Source organism: Erwinia sp. PsM31 (assembly GCF_030433775.1).
In the GTDB taxonomy this organism is placed as follows: Bacteria; Pseudomonadota; Gammaproteobacteria; order Enterobacterales; family Enterobacteriaceae; genus Erwinia; species Erwinia aeris.
Window position 1 is genome coordinate 46,674 of the sequence record NZ_JARUWZ010000024.1, and the last position, 19,416, is coordinate 66,089.

Consider the following 19,416-nt stretch of genomic DNA (forward strand, 5'->3'; position numbering starts at 1 on the left):
CTGTGCTGTCATCAGAGCTTGTTCAGATCGTCAATCAGCGTACGGTTAAACATAGCGGGATCTTCCATCTGCGGCGCATGTCCCATTCCTTTGAATTCGATCAGCCTGGCATGGGGGATCAGTTTCGCCGCCTCTTTGCCCAGCTCGTTATAGTGCCCTATTTTCGCTTTTACCTCCGGCGGCGCGATATCGCTGCCGATAGCGGTGGTGTCTGCCGTGCCAATCAGCAGCGTCGTCGGCACCGTCAGGTTGCCAAATTCATAATAAACCGGCTGGGTAAATATCATGTCGTAGAGCAGCGCGGAATTCCAGGCAACCAGCTTGTGGCCCGGCCCGTTATTCAGCCCCGCCAGCATAGTGACCCAGCGATCGTATTCCGGCTTCCACTGGCCGCTGTAATAGGTTTTCTGCTCATACGCCTTGATGCTTTCCGCGCTGGTTTTCAGCTCTCGCTGATACCAGTCGTCCACGCTGCGCCAGGGCACGCCCTTCGCCTTCCAGTCTTCCAGCCCGATCGGGTTGACCAACGCCAGCTTTTCTACCTGCTGTGGGTACATTAACGCATAGCGTGTAGCCAGCATCCCGCCGGTTGAATGGCCGACCAGCGTGATCTTATCAATATGCAGGCTGGCGAGCAGCTGATGCGTGTTTAACGCCAGCTGCTGGAAACTGTATTGATAGTAAGCAGGCTTGGTTGAGGTGCAAAAGCCGATCTGATCCGGCGCAATTACCCGATAGCCCGCATGACGCAGCGCCTCTATGGCATCCTGCCAGGTCACGCCGCAGAAGTTTTTGCCGTGCATCAGCACTACCGTCCGCCCGTTCGCTTTCCCTGCCGGTCGCGCGTCAATGTAGCCCATAGAAAGCGGCTGCTGTTGTGATGAAAAATTAAACTTTTCAATTGGATAAGGGAAATCGAAGCCCTGTAGCTCTACGCCATACTGCGGCGTATTGTCGGCAGCCACTGCGCTAAAGGTCAGCAGCGCGGCTGCGAGCAGCCCTGTTTTAGCCTTTTTTAACACCTTAACTCTCCTCATTAACGTTCAAAGCGAAACGATGACTTCTGAGCTTAGCGGTTAATCGTCCCGATAAGGCGTGCAGCCCTTGCTGTACAACGCCACAGCGCTTAGCAAAAAGAGCTACGCCTGTGGCGAATTCTCCACGGGTGAGTAAAGTTAATTTGTTACCATGTGTTCAAAGGGAAAACAAATGTTAAACAATGCGGGTTGGCTGGTGTCACTGCTGTGGCTAAGCCTCTGTTGCCGACTGGAGCCGGAAGCGCCAGCACGGTCGAGCTTCTTTATGAGCGCGTGACAGGTTTTGTAAATATTTGCCTGTGGAAATAAGTGGTTAAGCCGTTTCCACAGGCAAGTCAGCTTTAGCCAGCGTGGGTGTCAGCAGTAAAATCAATCACCATACGGCCTTTGATTTTCCCTTCCAGCATTTCGTCGAAAATTTCATTAATCTCCTCAAGAGAACGTTTGGTGACTTTCGGCACCACTTTTCCCTCTGCCGCGAACTGAAAAGCCTCAGCCAGATCTTCACGCGTGCCCACCAGCGAGCCGACCACCTGAATACCGTCCAGAACGAGACGTGGGATATTCAGACTCATCGACTCCGGCGGCAGGCCAACGGCCACGATACGGCCACCGGCACGCATGGCGTCTACCGCCGAATTAAATGCCGCTTTGGCTACTGCCGTTACCACTGCCGCATGCGCGCCGCCCGTTTTTTCCTGAATGATCTTCGCCGCATCCTCCTTCAGCGAGTTGATAACTAAGTCGGCGCCCATTTCTTTGGCGAAAGCCAGCTGCGCATCGTTTACGTCCACGGCGATGACTTTGGCATTAAAAACATTTTTGGCATATTGCAGCGCCAGATTGCCCAGTCCGCCCAGGCCGTAAATTGCCAGCCACTTGCCTGGCTGAATGCCAGAAACCTTTACCGCTTTATAGGTGGTGACGCCCGCGCAGGTTACGCTGCTGGCCGCTGCCGGATCCAGCCCGTCCGGCACTTTCACCGCGTAGTCCGCTACCACGATACACTCTTCCGCCATGCCGCCGTCGGCGGTAAAACCGGCATTTAATACGTTGCGGCACAGGGTTTCATTGCCCGTCGTGCAGTATTCGCAGTGGCCGCAGCCTTTATAAAACCACGCCACGCTGGCCCTGTCGCCCACCTTCAATGAGGTCACGCCAGGCCCGACCTCGCTGACGACGCCGACGCCTTCATGGCCGAGCACCACGCCGGTACGATCGCCAAAATCCCCATTTTTAACGTGCAGATCCGTGTGGCAGACACCGCAGCATTCCATTTTTAACAGCGCTTCGCCATGCGCCAGCGCGCGCAGCTTTTTCTCAACGATATCGACAGTATGATTCTTGTTGACCACGGCAGCTTTCATTGTGCTTTCCTCTTCGGTTGGGTTTTTAACTATATAAACATTTTCACCGCTGACTTTGATTTAACGCCATAAAATCAACCACAGATCGCAACAAATCTTGCCTGGCAAAGCCTGAATGGCTAATTCAATAAAATTGAAACGCCATTTTATTAAATTAGTGAAGCCGCCCGCCGCTATCTTCTTTTCTTCGCCACCGCCTTATATCGGCTGGCAAAATCGCAAAGGTTTTCTGGACGTCATAACTCTAACGTACTTCCTCTCCCGACATACAGCCGGGCTGTGCATGTTGGTTACTCAGGATGAACATTATGACAATACGTAAACCAGGAACGCTTAATTATCTCGCCTATGGATCAGGGGATTTTCTGGGTGCCGGTACGATGGCATTAACATCTGCCTGGCTGCTTTACTTTTACACCACCTTCTGCGGCCTCAGCCCTATTGAAGCCACCTCTATTTTCGCCATGGCGCGCATTGTGGATGGCGTGGTCAGCCCGCTAATGGGCTACTTAACCGACCACTTCGGCTCTACCCGACTCGGCAAACGCTTCGGCCGCCGTAAATTCTTTATCCTTCTGGGCATTCCCCTTGTGTTCAGCTACAGCCTGATGTGGGTCGGCGACATGACCTACGTCTACTACCTGCTGACCTACCTCTTTTTTGAAGTGGTCTACACCTCGATTCTGGTGCCTTATGAAACCCTGGTGCCGGAGATGACCGACGACTTTAAAGAGAAAACCAAATTCTCCGGCGCACGCATCGCGCTGGCGCAGCTTTCCGCTATTCTGGCCGCTTTCCTGCCGGGTATCCTGCTGGCTTATTTCGGCAAGGATAATCCGCTCTCTTTCTTCTATTCCAGCCTGGTCTTTTCCGTGCTGTGCGCCATCGTGCTGACGCTGGTTTATCGCTATACCTGGGAGCGCCCGGCCGAGAAAAAATCCGCCGCCGCGCTGGCAGCCGAGCAGCAGAAGCTGACGCTGGGGCAAAGCCTTGGCCGCCTGAAAACCGAGCTGTTATCTACGCTGCGCATCCGTATCTTCCGTCAGCATCTGGGCATGTATCTGGGCGGCTATATCGCGCAGGACGTTTTTAACGCCGTGTTTACCTACTACGTGGTATTTGTGCTGATGCAGCAGGCCACCGTGGCTTCCAACCTGATGGGCACGATGGCGATCCTCCAGTTTGTTGCCGTGATCGGCATGATCCCGCTCTGTATCCGTATTGGGCCGGCGCCCGCCTACCGCATCGTGGTGGCGCTGTTTGCGCTCAGTACGCTTTCCTACGGCGTGCTTTATTACAGCGGCATGAGCGATGTCTTCTCGCTGCTGCTGCTGATCTCCGCTATCGCTGGCCTGGGCCGCGGCGGCATTAACTACGTGCCGTGGAATATCTATACCTACATTGCGGACGTGGACGAGGTGATTACCGGTCAGCGTCGCGAAGGCATTTTCGCCGGGATCATGACCCTGACGCGTAAGGCTTCGCAGGCTGGTGCCGTCATGCTGGTCGGCATCCTGATGCAGCTTTCCGGTTTTGTGGCGGGCAGCACCGAGCAGGCCGAAAACGTCAGTCATGCGATCCTGATGATCATGTGCGGCGGCACGATCCTGGTCCTGTGCATGGGCTTCCTGATCTCCCTGCGCTTCAAGCTGAATTTGACCACGCACAAAATCCTGCGTGACGAAACCGAGAAAATGCGCATAGCGGGCGGCGTCGTCCCTGACAGCATCACGCCGCAGGCTCGCGCTACCGTCGAGATGCTGGCCGGAATGCCTTACGAATCGCTGTGGGGCAATAACAACATTGGTTACCTGAATCGGCATAAGCCAGCGGCCGGCACTCTGCCCGCTCAGACCACAAAAGCGGCGCCCGGCGACAATTTAACGCATTCATAGTCAACTTAAGATCCACGAGGACAGAGCAATTATGGTCGTATACCCAGTAAAACACAGCCCACTCCTGCGCCAGCCGGAAAGGTTTATCTCCAGCCAGGAGCTGCATCAGCTGATCAACAAACTGGTGGACAATTTGGTGAATATTACCGACGAAACCGGCGAGTTTTTACTGAGGCTTGACGATGGCCGGGTGATTGATACCAAAGGCTGGGCAGGATGGGAATGGACGCACGGCATCGGCCTGTACGGCATTCATCAGTATTACCGCCAAACCGGGGACGATCGGCTGCGAGCCATCATTGATAACTGGTTCAACGACCGTTTTGCTGAAGGTTCCACCACCCGTAACGTGAACACGGTTTGCCCGTTTCTGACGCTGGCATACCGCTATGAGGAAACCCGCGATCCACGCTGGCTGCCCTACCTGGAAAGCTGGGCAGACTGGATTATGCATGATATGCCGCGTACCGATATGAGGGGTTTGCAGCACATCACGCTGGCGGAAGAGAACCATCAGCAGCTGTGGGATGACACGCTGATGATGACCGTGCTGCCGCTGGCAAAAATCGGCAAGCTGCTGAACCGCGCGGACTATATCGAAGAAGCCAAGTATCAGTTTATGTTGCATATCCAGCATCTGATGGATAAGGAAACCGGGCTGTGGTTCCACGGCTGGACGTTCGATGGTCACCATAATTTTGCTAACGCTCGCTGGGCGCGCGGCAACAGCTGGCTGACCATCGTTATTCCGGAATTCGTTGAGCTGCTTGAGCTGCCGGAAGGTGATGCGACCCGGCGCTATCTGCAACAGGTGCTTTCCCGCCAGCTGGAGGCGCTGGAAAAATGTCAGGACGAAAGCGGCCTGTGGCATACGCTGCTGGACGATCCCAACTCCTATCTTGAAGCCTCCGCAACGGCTGGCTTCGCCTTCGGCATGTTAAAAGCCGCGCGTCGCCGCTGTGCCGATCCTCGCTATATAGCGGTGGCGGAAAAGGCGATTAAAGGATTGATCTCCCGCATCAATAAGGACGGAGAGCTGACACAGGTTTCCTTTGGCACCGGCATGGGTAAAGACCTCGATTTCTACCGCCAGATACCGCTGACCTCCATGCCTTATGGCCAGGCGATGGCGATCCTGTGTCTGGTGGAATACCTGCACGTCTATCTATAAATAAGGAAACTGCATGATTCTTGACGATTTTTCTCTACAGGGAAAGGTGGCCGTGGTCACCGGTTGTAATACCGGCTTAGGGAAAAGTATGGCAGTGGCTCTGGCACAGGCGGGCTGTGACATCGTGGCGATTAATCGCCGCGATCCCGCCGATACCGCGGCGGAAGTCGGCGCAACGGGAAGACGCTTTCTCAGCTTGCAAGCCGATCTCGGCCGTCAGGATCGGCTGTCATCACTGTTGGAACGTGCGGTAGAAGAGATGGGGCATATCGATATCCTGGTCAACAACGCGGGTTTGATCCGCCGCGAAGACGCGCTGAACTTCAGCGAACAGGATTGGGATGACGTGATGAACGTCAATATCAAGACGCTGTTCTTTTTATCGCAGCTGGCCGCCCGTCAGTTCATTAAGCAAGGGAGCGGCGGCAAGATTATCAATATTGCCTCGATGCTCTCTTTCCAGGGTGGCGTGCGCGTGCCTTCCTATACCGCGTCGAAAAGCGCGGTGATGGGGCTGACGCGTCAGCTGGCCAACGAGTGGGCGAAATACGGCATCAACGTTAACGCGCTGGCGCCGGGTTATATGGTCACTAACAACACGGAGCAGCTACGCAGCGATGAAGAGCGCAGTGCGGAAATTCTGGCGCGTATCCCGGCTGGCCGCTGGGGTACGCCGCAGGATTTAATGGGTCCGGTGATTTTTCTGGCATCAAAAGCCGCTGACTACATCAACGGCTATACCCTTGCGGTAGATGGCGGCTGGCTGGCGCGCTGATGCGCCATCGGCCTCTCAATGACTGAATACTGGAGAACAAAGATGAATATTGCACTGATGATGGAAAACAGCCAGGCGGCGAAAAACGCCGTGGTGCTGGAGCAGTTACAGGCCGTAGCGGCGCAGAATAAAGACGCGGTGTTTAACGTCGGCATGAGCGACGAGAACGATCATCATCTGACCTATATCCACTTAGGCATTATGGCCAGCATTCTGCTGAACGCAAAGGCGGTAGATTTCGTGGTCACCGGCTGCGGCACCGGTCAGGGCGCGCTGATGTCGTTAAATATCCATCCTGGCGTGGTTTGCGGCTACTGCCTCGATCCGGCGGATGCGTTTCTGTTTGCGCAAATCAATAACGGCAACGCGCTGTCGCTGGCCTTTGCCAAAGGCTTTGGCTGGGGCGCCGAGCTGAACGTGCGCTATATGTTTGAAAAGGCCTTTACCGGCCGCCGGGGCGAAGGCTATCCCGTCGAGCGTAAAGAGCCGCAGGTACGCAACGCCGGTATCCTCAATCAGGTAAAAAGCGCGGTAATCAAAGATAACTATCTGGATACGCTGCGCGCAATTGACCCGGAACTGGTGAAAACCGCCGTCGGCGGCGAACGCTTCCAGAAATGCCTGTTTGAACAGGGCAAAGATGCAGAAATCATTGCCTGGGTTAAGCAGCTATTACAGAAATAAAAACGTTGGTGGTCGGCTTCGGCTGACCATCTTTTTTTTACCCGCCCGGCTCCTGTCGTTTGCACTGCCCTGCTTATCCACACGGCGCATTTTCGCTATAAAAACCCTGCCTTTATCTCAGCTTATTAAAGAAACGCTCGAATAATATAAATCATGTTATTCATCTTTATTATTGCCGTTAATAATAAATAATTAACGCAGTACTTATAATAAAGAATGCTTATTGACGTGATCTATATCAATCCTCTGGCATAGCCTTTTCCCATCGCTGCGAACGTTTAATATGCGTTTATTAGCTTCTGGTATTTTAGCTTTATTAAAAACACAAATACTACGGAGATAATTAATGAAGGCTGGATTAATTGGTTTGATGATTGCCGGCGTGCTTACCAGCTCGGCGGCTTTTGCTCAGGAGAGTACTTCCTGCGTTAAAATGACCGAGCAGGAAGTTGCCTCTATGTTCGATCGCTGGAACGATTCGCTAAAAACAGGCGATGCCAACACCGTTTCGCAGAACTATCTGTCAGATGCCGTGCTGCTGCCAACGCTGTCGAACAAAGCTCGCCTGACGGACGAAGAGCGCGTTGATTATTTTAAAAAATTCCTGGCGAAGAAGCCGGTTGGCCATATCGACAGCCGTACCGTTCGCATCGGCTGTAATAAAGCTATCGATACCGGCACCTATACCTTTACCTTTGGCGATGGTTCTAAAGCCGCCGCGCGTTATACCTTTACCTATGCATGGGACGGACAGAAATGGCTTATTTCAAGCCATCATTCCTCCGCCATGCCCGAAGGTTAAGATTGCTGTCTCCACGGTTGAGATCGTGGAGACTTTTGCACCTCCTTCTTATTCCTCCCGCTAAAACTATTCAGGCGCCATAAAACACCGTTCCCGGTGATGGTTACTAAAATCGCCTTTCTGACCATGTAGAAGACGCTGCACTACCAGCCAGCTTTCCTGCCCGGGACTGGTGATAGCGGGCGACGATCGCGTCAATCCGCTGCCGCAGGGCATTGCGCTGTTTGATATCGTGGCGGCGGCAGAGAAAAAGCTGCATGTAGAAGCGGAGGCAAAACGTTACGCTCGCTACAGCGGCCCGCGCTTCGATCACCTCATCGCGCAGCAGATCGACTGGTACAGAGCCTGGCTCTGAATTAAAGTATTTACTCTTCAGGCGTACGGTGCCGGCCCGCTACGGAAGCGCTATCCTTAACGGGCCATGCCGAACCGGCCGAACGTAAATCCTTGTTAAGGAGCAAATATGAAAAAAATAATGCTGCTGCTTGCCGCTCTGGCGGTAACTGGCGCAGCGCAGGCTGCAGACTCAGACGATCCGGCCCAGGGCTATATCGCTAACCTTTGTACGCTGGTGACGCAGGATAAAGCAGCCGACTCGGCGGATGGCTATATCACCAAGCTGAAAGCGCTGCACATGCGCGGCCAGTCGCCTTCCGCGCAGGAAAAACCGGACTTTGACGAAGACGAAGCCCGAACCGTGGTTGCTGCCTGGATGAATCTGAGCGAAGACCAGAAGAAGCAGGCCAGCCAGAATATGGAAGCCTGTCAGAGCGCTACGCTGGACGAGTACCAGAGCCAGGATTAATGGCCTTTCGCCCTGCTGGCTGTGACGCAGTCAGCAGCGGCGGCTTCTTTTTGACTGCGTGGCGTCATCAAAATCGGCGGGCGGCAGAGAACACAGGCGTAGCAAGCCAAAGCGGTCATTGTCATCAGCAGACCGGAAGCGATTGAAAAGCGAAGAGCGTGTTAGCGAGCTGAAAACGATTGAAACGTGGGATAAGCGAAGACGGGTTTAGCGAGTCGAAAGCGGGATAAGTGAAGAAGCTTTTAGCGAGTCAAAAACGGGATAAGCGAAGAAGGTTTTAGCGAGTCGAAAACGGGATAAGCGAAGAAAATTTTAGCGGGGTAACAGGTGATAACCATCGGTCTTTCCCTGACCGCGGCTATCGAGGGTTTCGGGCCGGAGCCATTAATACATAGCGCCTGGCGGTACGTGTTTAAATGTTTCAACATAGCTACGGAACACGTAATTGATAACTTTTTTCATTTTTTGCACCTGAAATTCAACTTTTATTGATAGAACGCAAAAAAAGTATACAAGAAGCGCACTTTCCAGGCAAATAAATTTGAAGCAGATCACATAATTCGCAAGATTATGCGAAAGCGAACCTAAACAAAAGCTAAACGAGACGGGTAAACCCGGTCTTTTGTCTGCACCTTTACAGGATGCCCAGGTGCTCAACCAGGATACTGGTGCCAATGCCAATCAGCACCACGCCGCCGAAAATCTCCGCCCACTTGCCCATCACCGGGCCAAGAAAACGGCCTAACAGGATGCCCGCCGAAGCCATTACCAGCGTCGAAGCGCCAATCGCCAGCGCGGTCGTCACAATATTCACCTGCAGGAAAGCCAGGCCGACGCCGACGGCCATGGCATCCAGACTGGTCGCGACGGCGGTCATCGCCAGCAGCCAGAATCCGTGACGCTGGGGCGCTTCGCACTCTTCATCCTTTTTACGGAAACCTTCCAGAATCATGCGGCCGCCAAGCACCAGCAGCAGCGTAAAAGCGACCCAGTGATCCCATGCCATTACGTAGCGGCTGGCTGCAATGCCTACGCCCCAACCAATCAGTGGCGTCAGCGCTTCAATCGCGCCGAAAATCAGGCCGATGCGCAGCGCTTCTCTCAGACCCGGACGCTGCAGGCTTGCGCCTTTGCCAATCGCGGCGGCAAAAGCATCCATCGACATGCCGAAGGCCAGAATAAGGGTTGCATATAGGTTCATTGTGGTTATACCGGTCTGGCGGTTATCTTCTCGCCCAGACATCAAAAGAACGGTTCTTGTTGAAGAAACAAGCCCCTCAGGCTTAATGTGCGTGCATCCTACCACGCGATTGCGCGTATAAAAAGACAATAAAATCAGGTGTTTAAGTATAGCCTTGGCTATACTTTTTAACGAATGCTAATTTCGCGCAAAAAAGAGGCGCAAAAACACTAAAGGAATTACCGGGTTATGATGAGCGACCTTTCAGCCGGTGGGGAATTACGCGCGATAAAAATCGCCAAAAAGCGCCGAAAAAATTCCCTGCGCGTGCAAGGTTGAACCCGCCAGCCGTTTACCGGAAAATGGCCGTCACTGACCGAGACGGAACCGCTATGAACAATCCTTTTCTGACCTTTTTAATGCCGATGAGCACGCTGATGCTGGGCTTTCTCTCCGCGCTGCTGCTGCCCGCGCCCTGGTTTGGCGTGGAGCTGACGCGCCGCCTGACTACGCTGTTTCATCTCAGCGATGTCGGCCAGCTCTATACGCTGGTGTTCTGCCTGTGGTTTTTACTATTAGGCGCGCTGGAATACTATGTGATTCGCTTTATTTATCTGCGGTTTATCAAGGTATAAACAAACTTTTGCCGGCCCTCCACGCGGGTTCCGGATCAGGTTGACGACGGCGCGGCAGGCTTCGTTTACAGCTTCTGCCAACCGCGCCCGGCTCTATACCTGCTCCTTTTCAGTGGCCGAAGATCATCAGCAGGCCGCTGGACAGGATAACTAACGCAACAAAGAACAGCACGATAGCAGTGATGGCGTTGTTATATTTCATCTTTCCTCCTCAGAACCACTGGCCGAAACGGCGGATATAAAGGCGCTTCATTCCCTGCGTCACCAGGCAATAACCCAGCAGCGTCGCTACCAGCCACGGGAAGTAAGTCCAGGGCAGCGGCGTCAGCCCAACCGCTTCGCCCAGCGGTGAAAAGGGGATGGCGATCCCCAGCGCCATCACCAGCCCCGTCATCAGCATCACCGGCAGCGCCGCGCGGCTCTGGATAAAAGGGATCTTCTGCGTGCGCAGCATATGCACCACCAGCGTTTGCGACAGCAGACCTTCGACAAACCAGCCTGACTGGAACAGCGCCTGATGCTCCACGCTGTTGGCGGCAAAAACGTGCCACATCAGCAGAAAGGTGGTGACGTCAAACAGCGAAGACGTCGGGCCCATCCACAGCATAAAGCGGCCGATATTCCTTGCGTCCCACTTACGCGGCTTGCGCAGGAACGCCTTATCCATTTTGTCCCAGGGCAGCGCCAGCTGGGAAAGGTCATACATCAGGTTCTGGATCAGCAATTGGATAGCCAGCATGGGCAAAAAAGGCAGGAATGCGCTGGCGATCAGCACGGAAAAAACGTTGCCGAAGTTGGAGCTGGCGGTCATATTCAGGTACTTAATAATGTTGCCGAAAGTCTCGCGGCCTTTGATAACGCCCTGCTCCAGCACCATCAGGTTTTTTTCCAGCAGAATAATATCGGCAGACTCTTTCGCAATATCCGTAGCGCTGTCGACGGAAATCCCGACATCCGCCTCCCGTAACGCTGGCGCATCGTTGATGCCGTCGCCCAGGAAGCCGACCGTATGGCCGTTTTGTTGCAGCATATTCAGCACGCGGGATTTTTGCAGCGGCGTCAGGCGGCAAAAAATGGTGCGTGAGTCCGCCAGCGTCGCCAGTTCGCGGTCATCCAGCCGCTCGATTTCGCTGCCACACAGCGGCTCTCCTGGCTCCAGCCCGACATCGCGGCAAATCTTACTGGTGATAATGGCGTTATCGCCGGTCAGCACTTTTACCGTTACGCCGTGCTCGTGCAGGGCGGCAATCGCTTCTCTGGCGCTCTCTTTGGGCGGATCAAGGAAGGTCAGCAGGCCGCAAAGCGTCAAATCCCGCTCATCATCCTTGTGCAGCGGCAGCGTTAGCGGCATATCGCTCAGATCGCGCTCGCCGATAAGCAGTACGCGAAAACCCTGCTGATTCCAGCGCGCCGCCTGTTGGCTCCACTGCTGACGCGCGGCCTCATCCAGCGGACGCCGTTCGCGTCCGTCCTGCCAGTGCGTGGCGACAGACAGCATTTCGCCCGCCGCGCCCTTGCAGATCAGTTTCTGCCGATCGTGTTCGTCCGCCACCACAATGGACAAACGGCGGCGTTCAAAATCAAACGGCAGCTCGTCGATTTTGCGATAGCGATGCAGCCCGCTAACCACCCATTTTCCCTGGCTGAAGCTCAGGATCGCCCTGTCCATCAGGTTTTTTACGCCGGTCTGATGGCGGCTGTTCAGCCAGGCCAGCTGCAAAACCCGATCGCTGCTGTGCCCGTGCGCGTCAAGATGCTGCGCCAGGATAATGCGATCCTGGGTCAGCGTGCCGGTTTTATCGGTACACAGCACGTCCATCGCGCCAAAATTCTGAATAGCGTTAAGCCGCTTCACCACCACTTTGCGCCGCGACAGGGCAATGGCGCCTTTCGCCAGATTAGAGCTGACAATCATCGGCAGCATCTCCGGCGTCAGGCCAACCGCCACGGCCAGCGCGAACAGCGTGGCGTCTGCCCAGTCGCCTTTGGTAAAGCCGTTGATAAACAACACCACGGGCACCATCGCCAGCATAAAGCGCACCAGCAGCCAGCTGACGCTGTTTACGCCGCGATCGAAAGCGGTTTGTGGCCGGCTGCCGGTCACGGATTTTGCCAGCGAGCCAAACCAGGTACGGTTGCCTGTCGCGACTACGACGGCGGTAGCCGTACCGCTGGCGACGCTGGTGCCCATCAGGCAGATATCGGGCCTGTTCAGCAGATCGTCATCTGGCTGGCACCGATCTGACGCGGCATGTTTTTCTACCGGCACCGCTTCGCCGCTTAGCGAAGCCTGGCTGATAAACAAATCTTTAGCGGTCAGCAGGCGCACATCTGCCGGCACCATGTCGCCAGCCGACAGAAAGATCACGTCGCCGGGCACCACGTCCTGTAGCGCAACTTCCATTCTGACCGGCGCGGCGTTTTCGCTACTGCGGCGAATAGCGGTTGCCGTCGTGCGTACCAGCGATTTCAGCGCTTCCGCCGCTTTATTGGTGCGGTACTCCTGCCAGAAACGCAGCAGGCCGCTGAGCGCCACCATGGTCAGCATGATGATAATGCCGGTAAGATCGGTCTCTTCGCCCTGCCGCAGCGGCAGCAGGTAATCCGTGAAAAAGCTGATGGCGGCCAGCACGATCAGGATCCAGATAAAGGGGTTATTAAAGGCCTGGATCAGCTGGATCAGCGCGTGCGGCGCCTGAGCCGTGGCGACCTCATTTTTGCCATATTCCAACAGGCGCTCGCTGGCATCAGCGGCGGTCAAACCATTGCGTTGGGTGTGCAGACGAGCCAGCGTGCTGTCCAGGCTCAGTTTTATTTCTTGTGCGATAGCCAGATCGCGGGAGCGGGATTTTTTCATGTGCCTAATCCTTTATTTTTATTCAGGCGCAGAGAAGCGACCCTGCGCATGAGGATTTGATTTTTGGGGTCAGGATTGGGCGAGGCGGGGAAGAGGAAAAGAGGACGTTACGGGAAGCGTGTACGCTTAACTCTGCCTGTTTGCCATCGCCCGTCGCTGGTCGGAGGTTCTTTCATCGTTAATCCTTGCCCGGCGGCTGCGCGGGAGAAAAAAGTTATGACGGGGACGTAATGCTCAGGAGAGAGAAAAACAGTGCCCACCGGTTATCGGCAAGCAAACGGCGTAGCCTGCCTTATGAGTTAAAACGTAAAGGATGACTGTCCAATTATTGGCTCCGTTAAGGAAATCGCCGCCACTATAATCCCGCTTACCGGGGAAGTAAACCCAGACGGCGGCGAGCGAATTTTTCAGCGTAAACAATTATTTTTCATTTATAATCAATAGATTAAACTAATTTATAACCGTAACTAACCGCTGAGTTAATCTAAACCCTGACTCAACGAGTGCGATTTAATGGGTCACTTGGTGGGTACGGCACACCAGCGCGAATGATGACGATCAACGCTATCGTCCTGATTTCCTCTATACTTCCTGCGCAAATTTGCCAACGGGAACAGCCATGCTACAACGCACACGATTCTGGATAAGACGCCTGGTGTTACTGGTTGTCCTGCTGGCCTTCCTGCTGCTGGCGCTGCGTGTTGCCGTTACCGAGCGCGGGCCAGCCCTGGAGCCGTGGCATACCTGGCTGCCTGCCGAAATGAGCGACCGTCAGATGGACCGCAGCGACTGGTCCGCCTATTTGCGCAATGAGCAGCAGATCTTTGCCCGGATGAAAATCGACGTCAGACCGTCGGAAGACAGCGCGGATAGCTATAACCGTTATGCGGAGAAAAGCCCGGTTTATCCGGCGCGTTTCGCCACGGACTGGAACCGTTCTTATCAGCTATTGCCGCAGGGAAAGCCTCGCGGTGCGGTGGTGCTTTTGCACGGGCTGACGGATTCGCCCTATAGCCTGCGACATTTCGCCGCAGATTATCAGCAGCATGGTTATGTGGTGGTCGCCATCCGGCTGCCGGGTCACGGCACCGTCCCGGCGGCGCTGACCCAAACCGAATGGGAAGACTGGCTGGCGGCCACCAGGCTGGCGGTGCGGGAAGCCCATCGGCGCATTCCGGCGGGCGCGCCGCTGCAAATAATGGGCTTTTCCAACGGCGGCGCGCTGGCGATGAAATATACGCTGGACGCGCTGGAAGATCCCTCGCTGCCCGTGCCGAACCGGCTAATTTTGATTTCGCCGATGATTGGCGTCAGCAGCTATGCGCGCTACGCGGGCCTGGCCGGGTTGCCTTCTCTGCTGCCCGCGTTTGCCCGTTCGGCCTGGCTGAGCATCCTGCCGGAGTTCAATCCCTTTAAATACAACTCCTTTCCGGTAAAAGCGGCGCGGCAGTCGTGGCTGCTGACCAGCGCGCTGCAAAGTCAGCTGCACCGCGATCGCGCCAGCCGTTTGCTGGACAAACTGCCGCCGGTGCTGACCTTCCAGTCGGTGGCCGATGCGACGGTCAGCACGCCCGCCGTGGTGCGCGGCCTCTATAATCTGTTGCCCGCTAACGGCAGCGAGCTGGTGCTTTTCGACGTTAATCGTTCGGTGGCGCTTTCTCCGCTGATGCGTCCCACGGCGCTGCACGCGGCGGATAATCTGCTGCCGGCGACGCCGCGCAATTACGCCGTTACGCTGGTGACCAACGCGGCGCCGACCAGCAACGATGCCGTTGCCCGCACCACGCCCGCGGGCAGCAAGGTGACCACCAGCGTGCCGCTGGGCGTCCGCTATCCGGCGGACGTCTATTCCCTCTCGCACGTGGCGCTGCCCTTTCCGTTCAGCGATTCGCTGTATGGCCGTCAGCCCGACCGGCCGAACGAGTTTGGCGTCAGCTTTGGCGTCCTGACGCCGCGCGGCGAGCGCAGCGTGCTGATGGTCAGCCTGGATATGCTGATGCGCCAGGCCTCCAATCCGTTCTGGTTCTGGATGCAGCAGCGCGTTAATCAGACGCTGTGAGGCCTGCCGTCGCCAGGAGGCCTGCCGTCGCTGAGCAGCAGCGCCAGCCGTTCGCCGCCCGGCGTCTGCTCCAGCGCTATCTTCACCACGATGGTCAGCGGCACGGAGAGCAGCATCCCGACCAGCCCCAGCAGCCAGCCCCAAAAAATCAGCGACAGAAAAACCACCAGCGTGGACAGGCCCAGCCCGCGCCCCATCCAGCGCGGCTCCAGCATATTGCCAATCACCAGATTAATCAGCAGATAGCCGACGGCCACCACCACACTTTCCCAACTGCCATTAAAGATTAAAGCCTGGATCACAGGCGGAACGGCGGCGATAACCGAGCCGATATTGGGGATGTAGTTCAGCGCAAAGGCCAGCACGCTCCACAGCAGCGCAAAGCGCACGCCCATCAGCCACAGCAGCAGCCAGACCACCACGCCGGTCAGCAGGCTGATAGCGGTTTTCAGGATCAGGTAGCGGCTTACGCTGTCGAGCGCCTGCTGGATAGCCGCCATGCCATCGCCGGGTCGGCTGAGGATCCGCCGTAGCTTTCCCGGCAGCAGCGGCGCTTCGAACAGCATAAACACCACCGTCATCAGCAGCAGAAAGATGCCGCTGATGGCGCCGGAAAGCTGCGATACCAGGCGACTGACCAGGTTGATGGCCGCGTTAGGATCGGCCAGCGCCATCGCTTCGCCAAAAGAGAACGGCACGCCAAAACGCGCCATCAGCTGCCGCGTCTCTTCCTGCCAGGCAAGCATCACCAGCCGGTATTGCGGCAGCGTGCGGGCAAAGTCGTTGAGCATTGCCGCCAGCGTGGTCAGCAGCAGAACGCTTGCCAGCACGATAATGCCGATAATCAGCGCAACGGCCAGCAGCCTCGGCAGGCCAATCCGCTGCAACAACATCACCAGCGGATTGAGGATGACCGCCACAAACAGCGCCAGAATAAAGGGCACCACGATATCGGCCCCCGCCCGGATGCCCGCAAAAATAATGACCAACATGCCCAGCATCACAACGGCTTTCAATGCCCTGTCATGGTGGGCCATTAACGCGTTCCCCGGGGCCGTTTGCGCCACTCCCGCAGGCGCTGAATATGCAGCCAGAGCGCGGGAATAAATAAAATGCCAAACAGCGTGGCCGCCAGCATGCCGCTAAAGACCGTGATGCCGATAATCCGGCGGCTGGCCGCGCCGGCGCCGCTGGCCATCACCAGCGGCAGCACGCCGACGATAAAGGAAATGGCGGTCATCATGACCGCACGAAAACGCTGGCTGGCGGCCTGCTTCGCGGCCTGGCCGATCGGCACGCCGCTGGCGCGGCGATCGCGGGCAAACTCGACCAGTAGAATGGCGTTTTTGGCGGCCAGGCCCATCAGCAACACCAGCCCAATCTGCGCATAGACATCGTTGGTAAAGCCCATCAGATGCAGGCCGGCTACGGCGCCTGCGGCGGCGAAAACCACCGACAGCATTACCGCCAGCGGCACGCTCCAGCTTTCATACTGCGCCACCATAAACAGCCAGGCGAACAGCACCGCCGCCAGATAGATCAGCACGGCCTGATTGCCGGTTTGCTGCTCCTGATACGACATGCCGCTCCAGCTGTATTCGTAGCCTTCCGGCAGATGCTGCGCCAGCACTTCGGTCATCGCCTGCATCGCCTGCCCTGAGCTGACGCCCTGCGCGCCGCCGCCGCCGATCGCCAGCGACGGAAACTGGTTGTACTGCATGATGTAAGGCGCGCCGAGCGACGGCTTCAGCGTAACCAGCTGGTTCAGCCTGACCTGCGCGCCCGTGTCGCTACGCACGGTCAGCGCCAGCAGCTGCTCGCTGTGCTGACGAAAGCGCATCTCATTTTGCACCTGTACCCGAAACTGGCGGCCGTTCCGGGTAAAGTCGCCTGCCTCGCTGCCGCCGAACGCGGTTTGCAATACGGCAACAATTCGACTGACCGGCACCTGCATCAGCGCGGCCCGCTCGCGGTCGATGGTCAGGCTCATTTCCGGCACCGTCGCGCTGAACGTGGTAAATACCCGGCTAAGCTGAGGATGCTGGTTCGCCGCCGTAATCACGGCGTGGGCAGCCTGCGCCAGCGCCTGCGGCGACTGTCCTTCCAGCGCCTGAATACGCAGATCGAAACCGGCAGCGTTGCCCAGACCGCTGACCGGCGGCGGCACGAAAGCCATAATGGTGGCGGCAGGAATGGCGGCCAGCTGCTGCTGAAGCAGCGGCAAAAGCTGCGCGATGGATGGACGCTCGTGCCACGCTTTCAGCAGCACAATGCCGAAGCCGCTGTCGGGCGAATTACCGCCGCCCAGCAGGCTGAAACCGGTGATTTTGATCACGTCCGCCACCGCCGGATTTTTCTTCACGACCTGGTACATCTGCTCCATCACCTGCTGCGTTCTGGGCAGCGCCGCGCCTTCCGGCAGCTGAACGTTGATAAACAGGTAGCCCTCATCTTCCTGCGGCAGAAAGCCATCGGGCAGCTGCTGATAGCTCATCCAGGTCACGACGCCTGCCGCCAGGATCACCGCAGCCGTGGTGATGGAGTAGCGATTAATTTTTTGCGTCAGCGCGACATAGCCGTCACGCGTCCGGTTGATAAAACGGTTGAGGCTCGCCAGCGGCCCTGTCGTCGGCACGACGCGCCGCCGCAGCAGACAGGCGCAAAGCGCGGGCGTCAGCGTCAGCGCGCAAACGCTGGACAGCACCATCGACGCCGACAGCGTGACGGCGAACTGCCGATAAAGTTCGCCCACGATGCCGGGCAGCACGGCAGTCGGCACAAACACCGCCAGCAGCACCAGCGTAGTGGCGATAACCGGCCCGGCAATCTGCCCAAGCGCCTTGCGCGTCGCCTCAGCGGGCGACAGCAGCGGCTCCTCCATCATCAGGCGCTCGACGTTTTCCACCACGACGATGGCGTCGTCCACCACGATAGTCAGCGCCAGGATAATGGCGAACAGGCTCAGCGTGTTGGCCGAGTAGCCTGCCGCCAGCAGCACGGCAAAGGTGCCCAGCAGCGAAACGGGAATGGTCAACGCCACGATAAATGTCGCGCGCAGGCTTTGTAAAAACAGCCAGACCACCGCCAGCACCACCACCAGCGTGACAAGCAGCGAAAACGCGATCTCATGCAGCGTGGCGGTCACGGGCGTAGTGGCGTCAAACTTGATCTGATACGCCATATCCTGTGGGAAAACCCGCGCCTGCTCCGCCATTTCGGCCCGCACCGCTTTCGCCACGCTAAGCGCATTGGCGGCCGGAGCGGGATAGACCATCAGAAAAACGCCCGGCGTATTGTTCAGCGCGGCGTTAATCTGATAATTCTGCGCGCCCAGCTCGGTGCTGGCGATATCGCCAATACGTACCATGCCGCCGCGTGCGTTGCTGCGCAGTACAATCTGCGCAAAGGCTTCCGGCGTCAGCAGCCTGCCCTGGCCGCTGACGGTTAGTACGGTTTGCTGGGTCGCAGGCGTTGGCGCGGCGCCAATTTGCCCGGCGGCGGCCTGCACGTTTTGCTGCCTTAGTGCCTGCATCACGTCATCGGTCGTGATGTTTAACGCCTCCATGCGGTGCGGATCGAGCCAGATACGCATACTGTAATCGCGCGCGCCAAAGACCTGCACGTCGCCTACGCCATGGATACGCGCCAGCGCGTCGCGCAGACGCACCGAGGCGTAGTTGCTGAGAGAGAGCGCATCAAGCCTGTTGCCCGGCGACAGCACGCTGATGCTCATCAGAATATTGCTGGCCCGTTTCCGCACGGCGATGCCGTTTTGATTGACCTCAGCGGGCAGGCGGGTGCTGATTTGCGACAGCCGATTCTGCACTTCCACCGCCGCCATATCGGGGTCGGTGCCGCTGGCGAAGGTAATGCTCAGCTGATAGCTGCCGTTATTGCTGCTGGTGGACTCCATGTAAAGCATATTGCTGACGCCGTTGAGCTGCGCCTCGACCGGCCCGCCCACCGCTTCGGCCACGTCGCGGGCGCTGGCGCCGGGATAGATCGCCGACACGCTAATCACAGGCGGCGTGATCTGCGGAAACTGTTCAACCGGGATCGCTTGCAATGCCATCGCGCCGGTCAGCGTGATAATCAGCGCAATCACCATGGCGAATTTAGGCCGCCTGATAAAAAAGTTCAGCATAGGCT

At 56.8% G+C, this 19,416-nt stretch carries 16 protein-coding genes; 9 read left to right on the forward strand and 7 right to left on the reverse strand.

What is annotated here, in order from left to right:
- Window positions 1-11 precede the first annotated feature (11 nt).
- Both QCD69_RS16820 and adhP read right to left on the reverse strand, forming a co-directional pair.
- Entirely contained in the window at window positions 12-1,022 is a 1,011-nt protein-coding gene (locus QCD69_RS16820; protein ID WP_301252839.1) for an alpha/beta fold hydrolase, read from the reverse strand.
- Window positions 1,023-1,378: 356 nt separating this feature from the next.
- The gene (adhP, locus tag QCD69_RS16825) at window positions 1,379-2,404 is read right to left on the reverse strand and encodes an alcohol dehydrogenase AdhP (RefSeq protein WP_253456406.1); all 1,026 of its coding nucleotides are present in this window, start codon (window positions 2,402-2,404) and stop codon (window positions 1,379-1,381) included.
- Between the two features lie 308 nt (window positions 2,405-2,712).
- On the opposite strand from adhP, the gene QCD69_RS16830 reads away from it, so the two are divergent.
- The 7 genes from QCD69_RS16830 to QCD69_RS16860 all read left to right on the forward strand — a co-directional run bounded on the left by QCD69_RS16830 (window position 2,713) and on the right by QCD69_RS16860 (window position 8,536).
- Window positions 2,713-4,299: an MFS transporter gene (locus tag QCD69_RS16830; protein WP_301252841.1), complete on the forward strand. Its 1,587-nt coding sequence runs from the start codon at window positions 2,713-2,715 to the stop codon at window positions 4,297-4,299.
- Window positions 4,300-4,330: 31 nt separating this feature from the next.
- Window positions 4,331-5,470 carry a beta-galactosidase BglB gene (gene bglB / locus QCD69_RS16835; protein WP_253456411.1) on the forward strand — a complete coding sequence of 380 codons (1,140 nt, stop codon included), beginning with the start codon at window positions 4,331-4,333 and terminating at the stop codon, window positions 5,468-5,470.
- 13 nt (window positions 5,471-5,483) lie between these two features.
- A complete protein-coding gene (gene kduD / locus QCD69_RS16840) occupies window positions 5,484-6,245 on the forward strand; it encodes a 2-dehydro-3-deoxy-D-gluconate 5-dehydrogenase KduD (RefSeq protein ID WP_253456414.1) in 762 nt (253 codons plus the stop codon).
- A 42-nt stretch (window positions 6,246-6,287) separates the two neighbouring features.
- Window positions 6,288-6,929 carry an RpiB/LacA/LacB family sugar-phosphate isomerase gene (locus tag QCD69_RS16845; protein WP_301252843.1) on the forward strand — a complete coding sequence of 214 codons (642 nt, stop codon included), beginning with the start codon at window positions 6,288-6,290 and terminating at the stop codon, window positions 6,927-6,929.
- A gap of 346 nt (window positions 6,930-7,275) precedes the next feature.
- Window positions 7,276-7,731, forward strand: coding sequence for an SgcJ/EcaC family oxidoreductase (locus QCD69_RS16850; RefSeq protein WP_253456419.1), 456 nt, complete (start codon window positions 7,276-7,278; stop codon window positions 7,729-7,731).
- A gap of 172 nt (window positions 7,732-7,903) precedes the next feature.
- Window positions 7,904-8,086, forward strand: a complete 183-nt coding sequence (locus QCD69_RS16855; RefSeq protein ID WP_301252845.1) for a hypothetical protein — start codon at window positions 7,904-7,906, stop codon at window positions 8,084-8,086.
- Window positions 8,087-8,194: 108 nt separating this feature from the next.
- Window positions 8,195-8,536 (forward strand): hypothetical protein, encoded by a 342-nt coding sequence (locus QCD69_RS16860; RefSeq protein ID WP_253456425.1) that lies wholly within the window; start codon window positions 8,195-8,197, stop codon window positions 8,534-8,536.
- 384 nt (window positions 8,537-8,920) lie between these two features.
- On the opposite strand, the gene azuC is transcribed toward QCD69_RS16860, so the two are convergent.
- Both azuC and mntP read right to left on the reverse strand, forming a co-directional pair.
- The gene (gene azuC / locus QCD69_RS22890; protein ID WP_367317866.1) at window positions 8,921-8,998 is read right to left on the reverse strand and encodes a stress response protein AzuC; all 78 of its coding nucleotides are present in this window, start codon (window positions 8,996-8,998) and stop codon (window positions 8,921-8,923) included.
- Window positions 8,999-9,170: 172 nt separating this feature from the next.
- Window positions 9,171-9,737 (reverse strand): manganese efflux pump MntP, encoded by a 567-nt coding sequence (gene mntP / locus QCD69_RS16865; protein WP_253456428.1) that lies wholly within the window; start codon window positions 9,735-9,737, stop codon window positions 9,171-9,173.
- A gap of 371 nt (window positions 9,738-10,108) precedes the next feature.
- On the opposite strand from mntP, the gene QCD69_RS16870 reads away from it, so the two are divergent.
- On the forward strand, window positions 10,109-10,351 hold the full coding sequence (locus QCD69_RS16870; RefSeq protein ID WP_125289315.1) for a DUF1158 family protein: 243 nt from the start codon (window positions 10,109-10,111) through the stop codon (window positions 10,349-10,351).
- A gap of 211 nt (window positions 10,352-10,562) precedes the next feature.
- On the opposite strand, the gene mgtA is transcribed toward QCD69_RS16870, so the two are convergent.
- On the reverse strand, window positions 10,563-13,208 hold the full coding sequence (mgtA, locus tag QCD69_RS16875) for a magnesium-translocating P-type ATPase (protein WP_301252848.1): 2,646 nt from the start codon (window positions 13,206-13,208) through the stop codon (window positions 10,563-10,565).
- Window positions 13,209-13,827: 619 nt separating this feature from the next.
- Here mgtA and QCD69_RS16880 point away from each other — a divergent pair.
- Window positions 13,828-15,267, forward strand: a complete 1,440-nt coding sequence (locus QCD69_RS16880; protein WP_253456434.1) for an alpha/beta hydrolase — start codon at window positions 13,828-13,830, stop codon at window positions 15,265-15,267.
- Here the strand turns inward: QCD69_RS16880 and QCD69_RS16885 are convergent.
- Both QCD69_RS16885 and QCD69_RS16890 read right to left on the reverse strand, forming a co-directional pair.
- Window positions 15,255-16,304: an AI-2E family transporter gene (locus QCD69_RS16885; RefSeq protein WP_301252849.1), complete on the reverse strand. Its 1,050-nt coding sequence runs from the start codon at window positions 16,302-16,304 to the stop codon at window positions 15,255-15,257. The two genes, QCD69_RS16880 and QCD69_RS16885, sit on opposite strands and share 13 nt — an antisense overlap.
- Window positions 16,304-19,411: an efflux RND transporter permease subunit gene (locus QCD69_RS16890; RefSeq protein WP_301252851.1), complete on the reverse strand. Its 3,108-nt coding sequence runs from the start codon at window positions 19,409-19,411 to the stop codon at window positions 16,304-16,306. The genes QCD69_RS16885 and QCD69_RS16890 overlap by 1 nt, the downstream gene beginning before the upstream one ends.
- Window positions 19,412-19,416 lie beyond the last annotated feature (5 nt).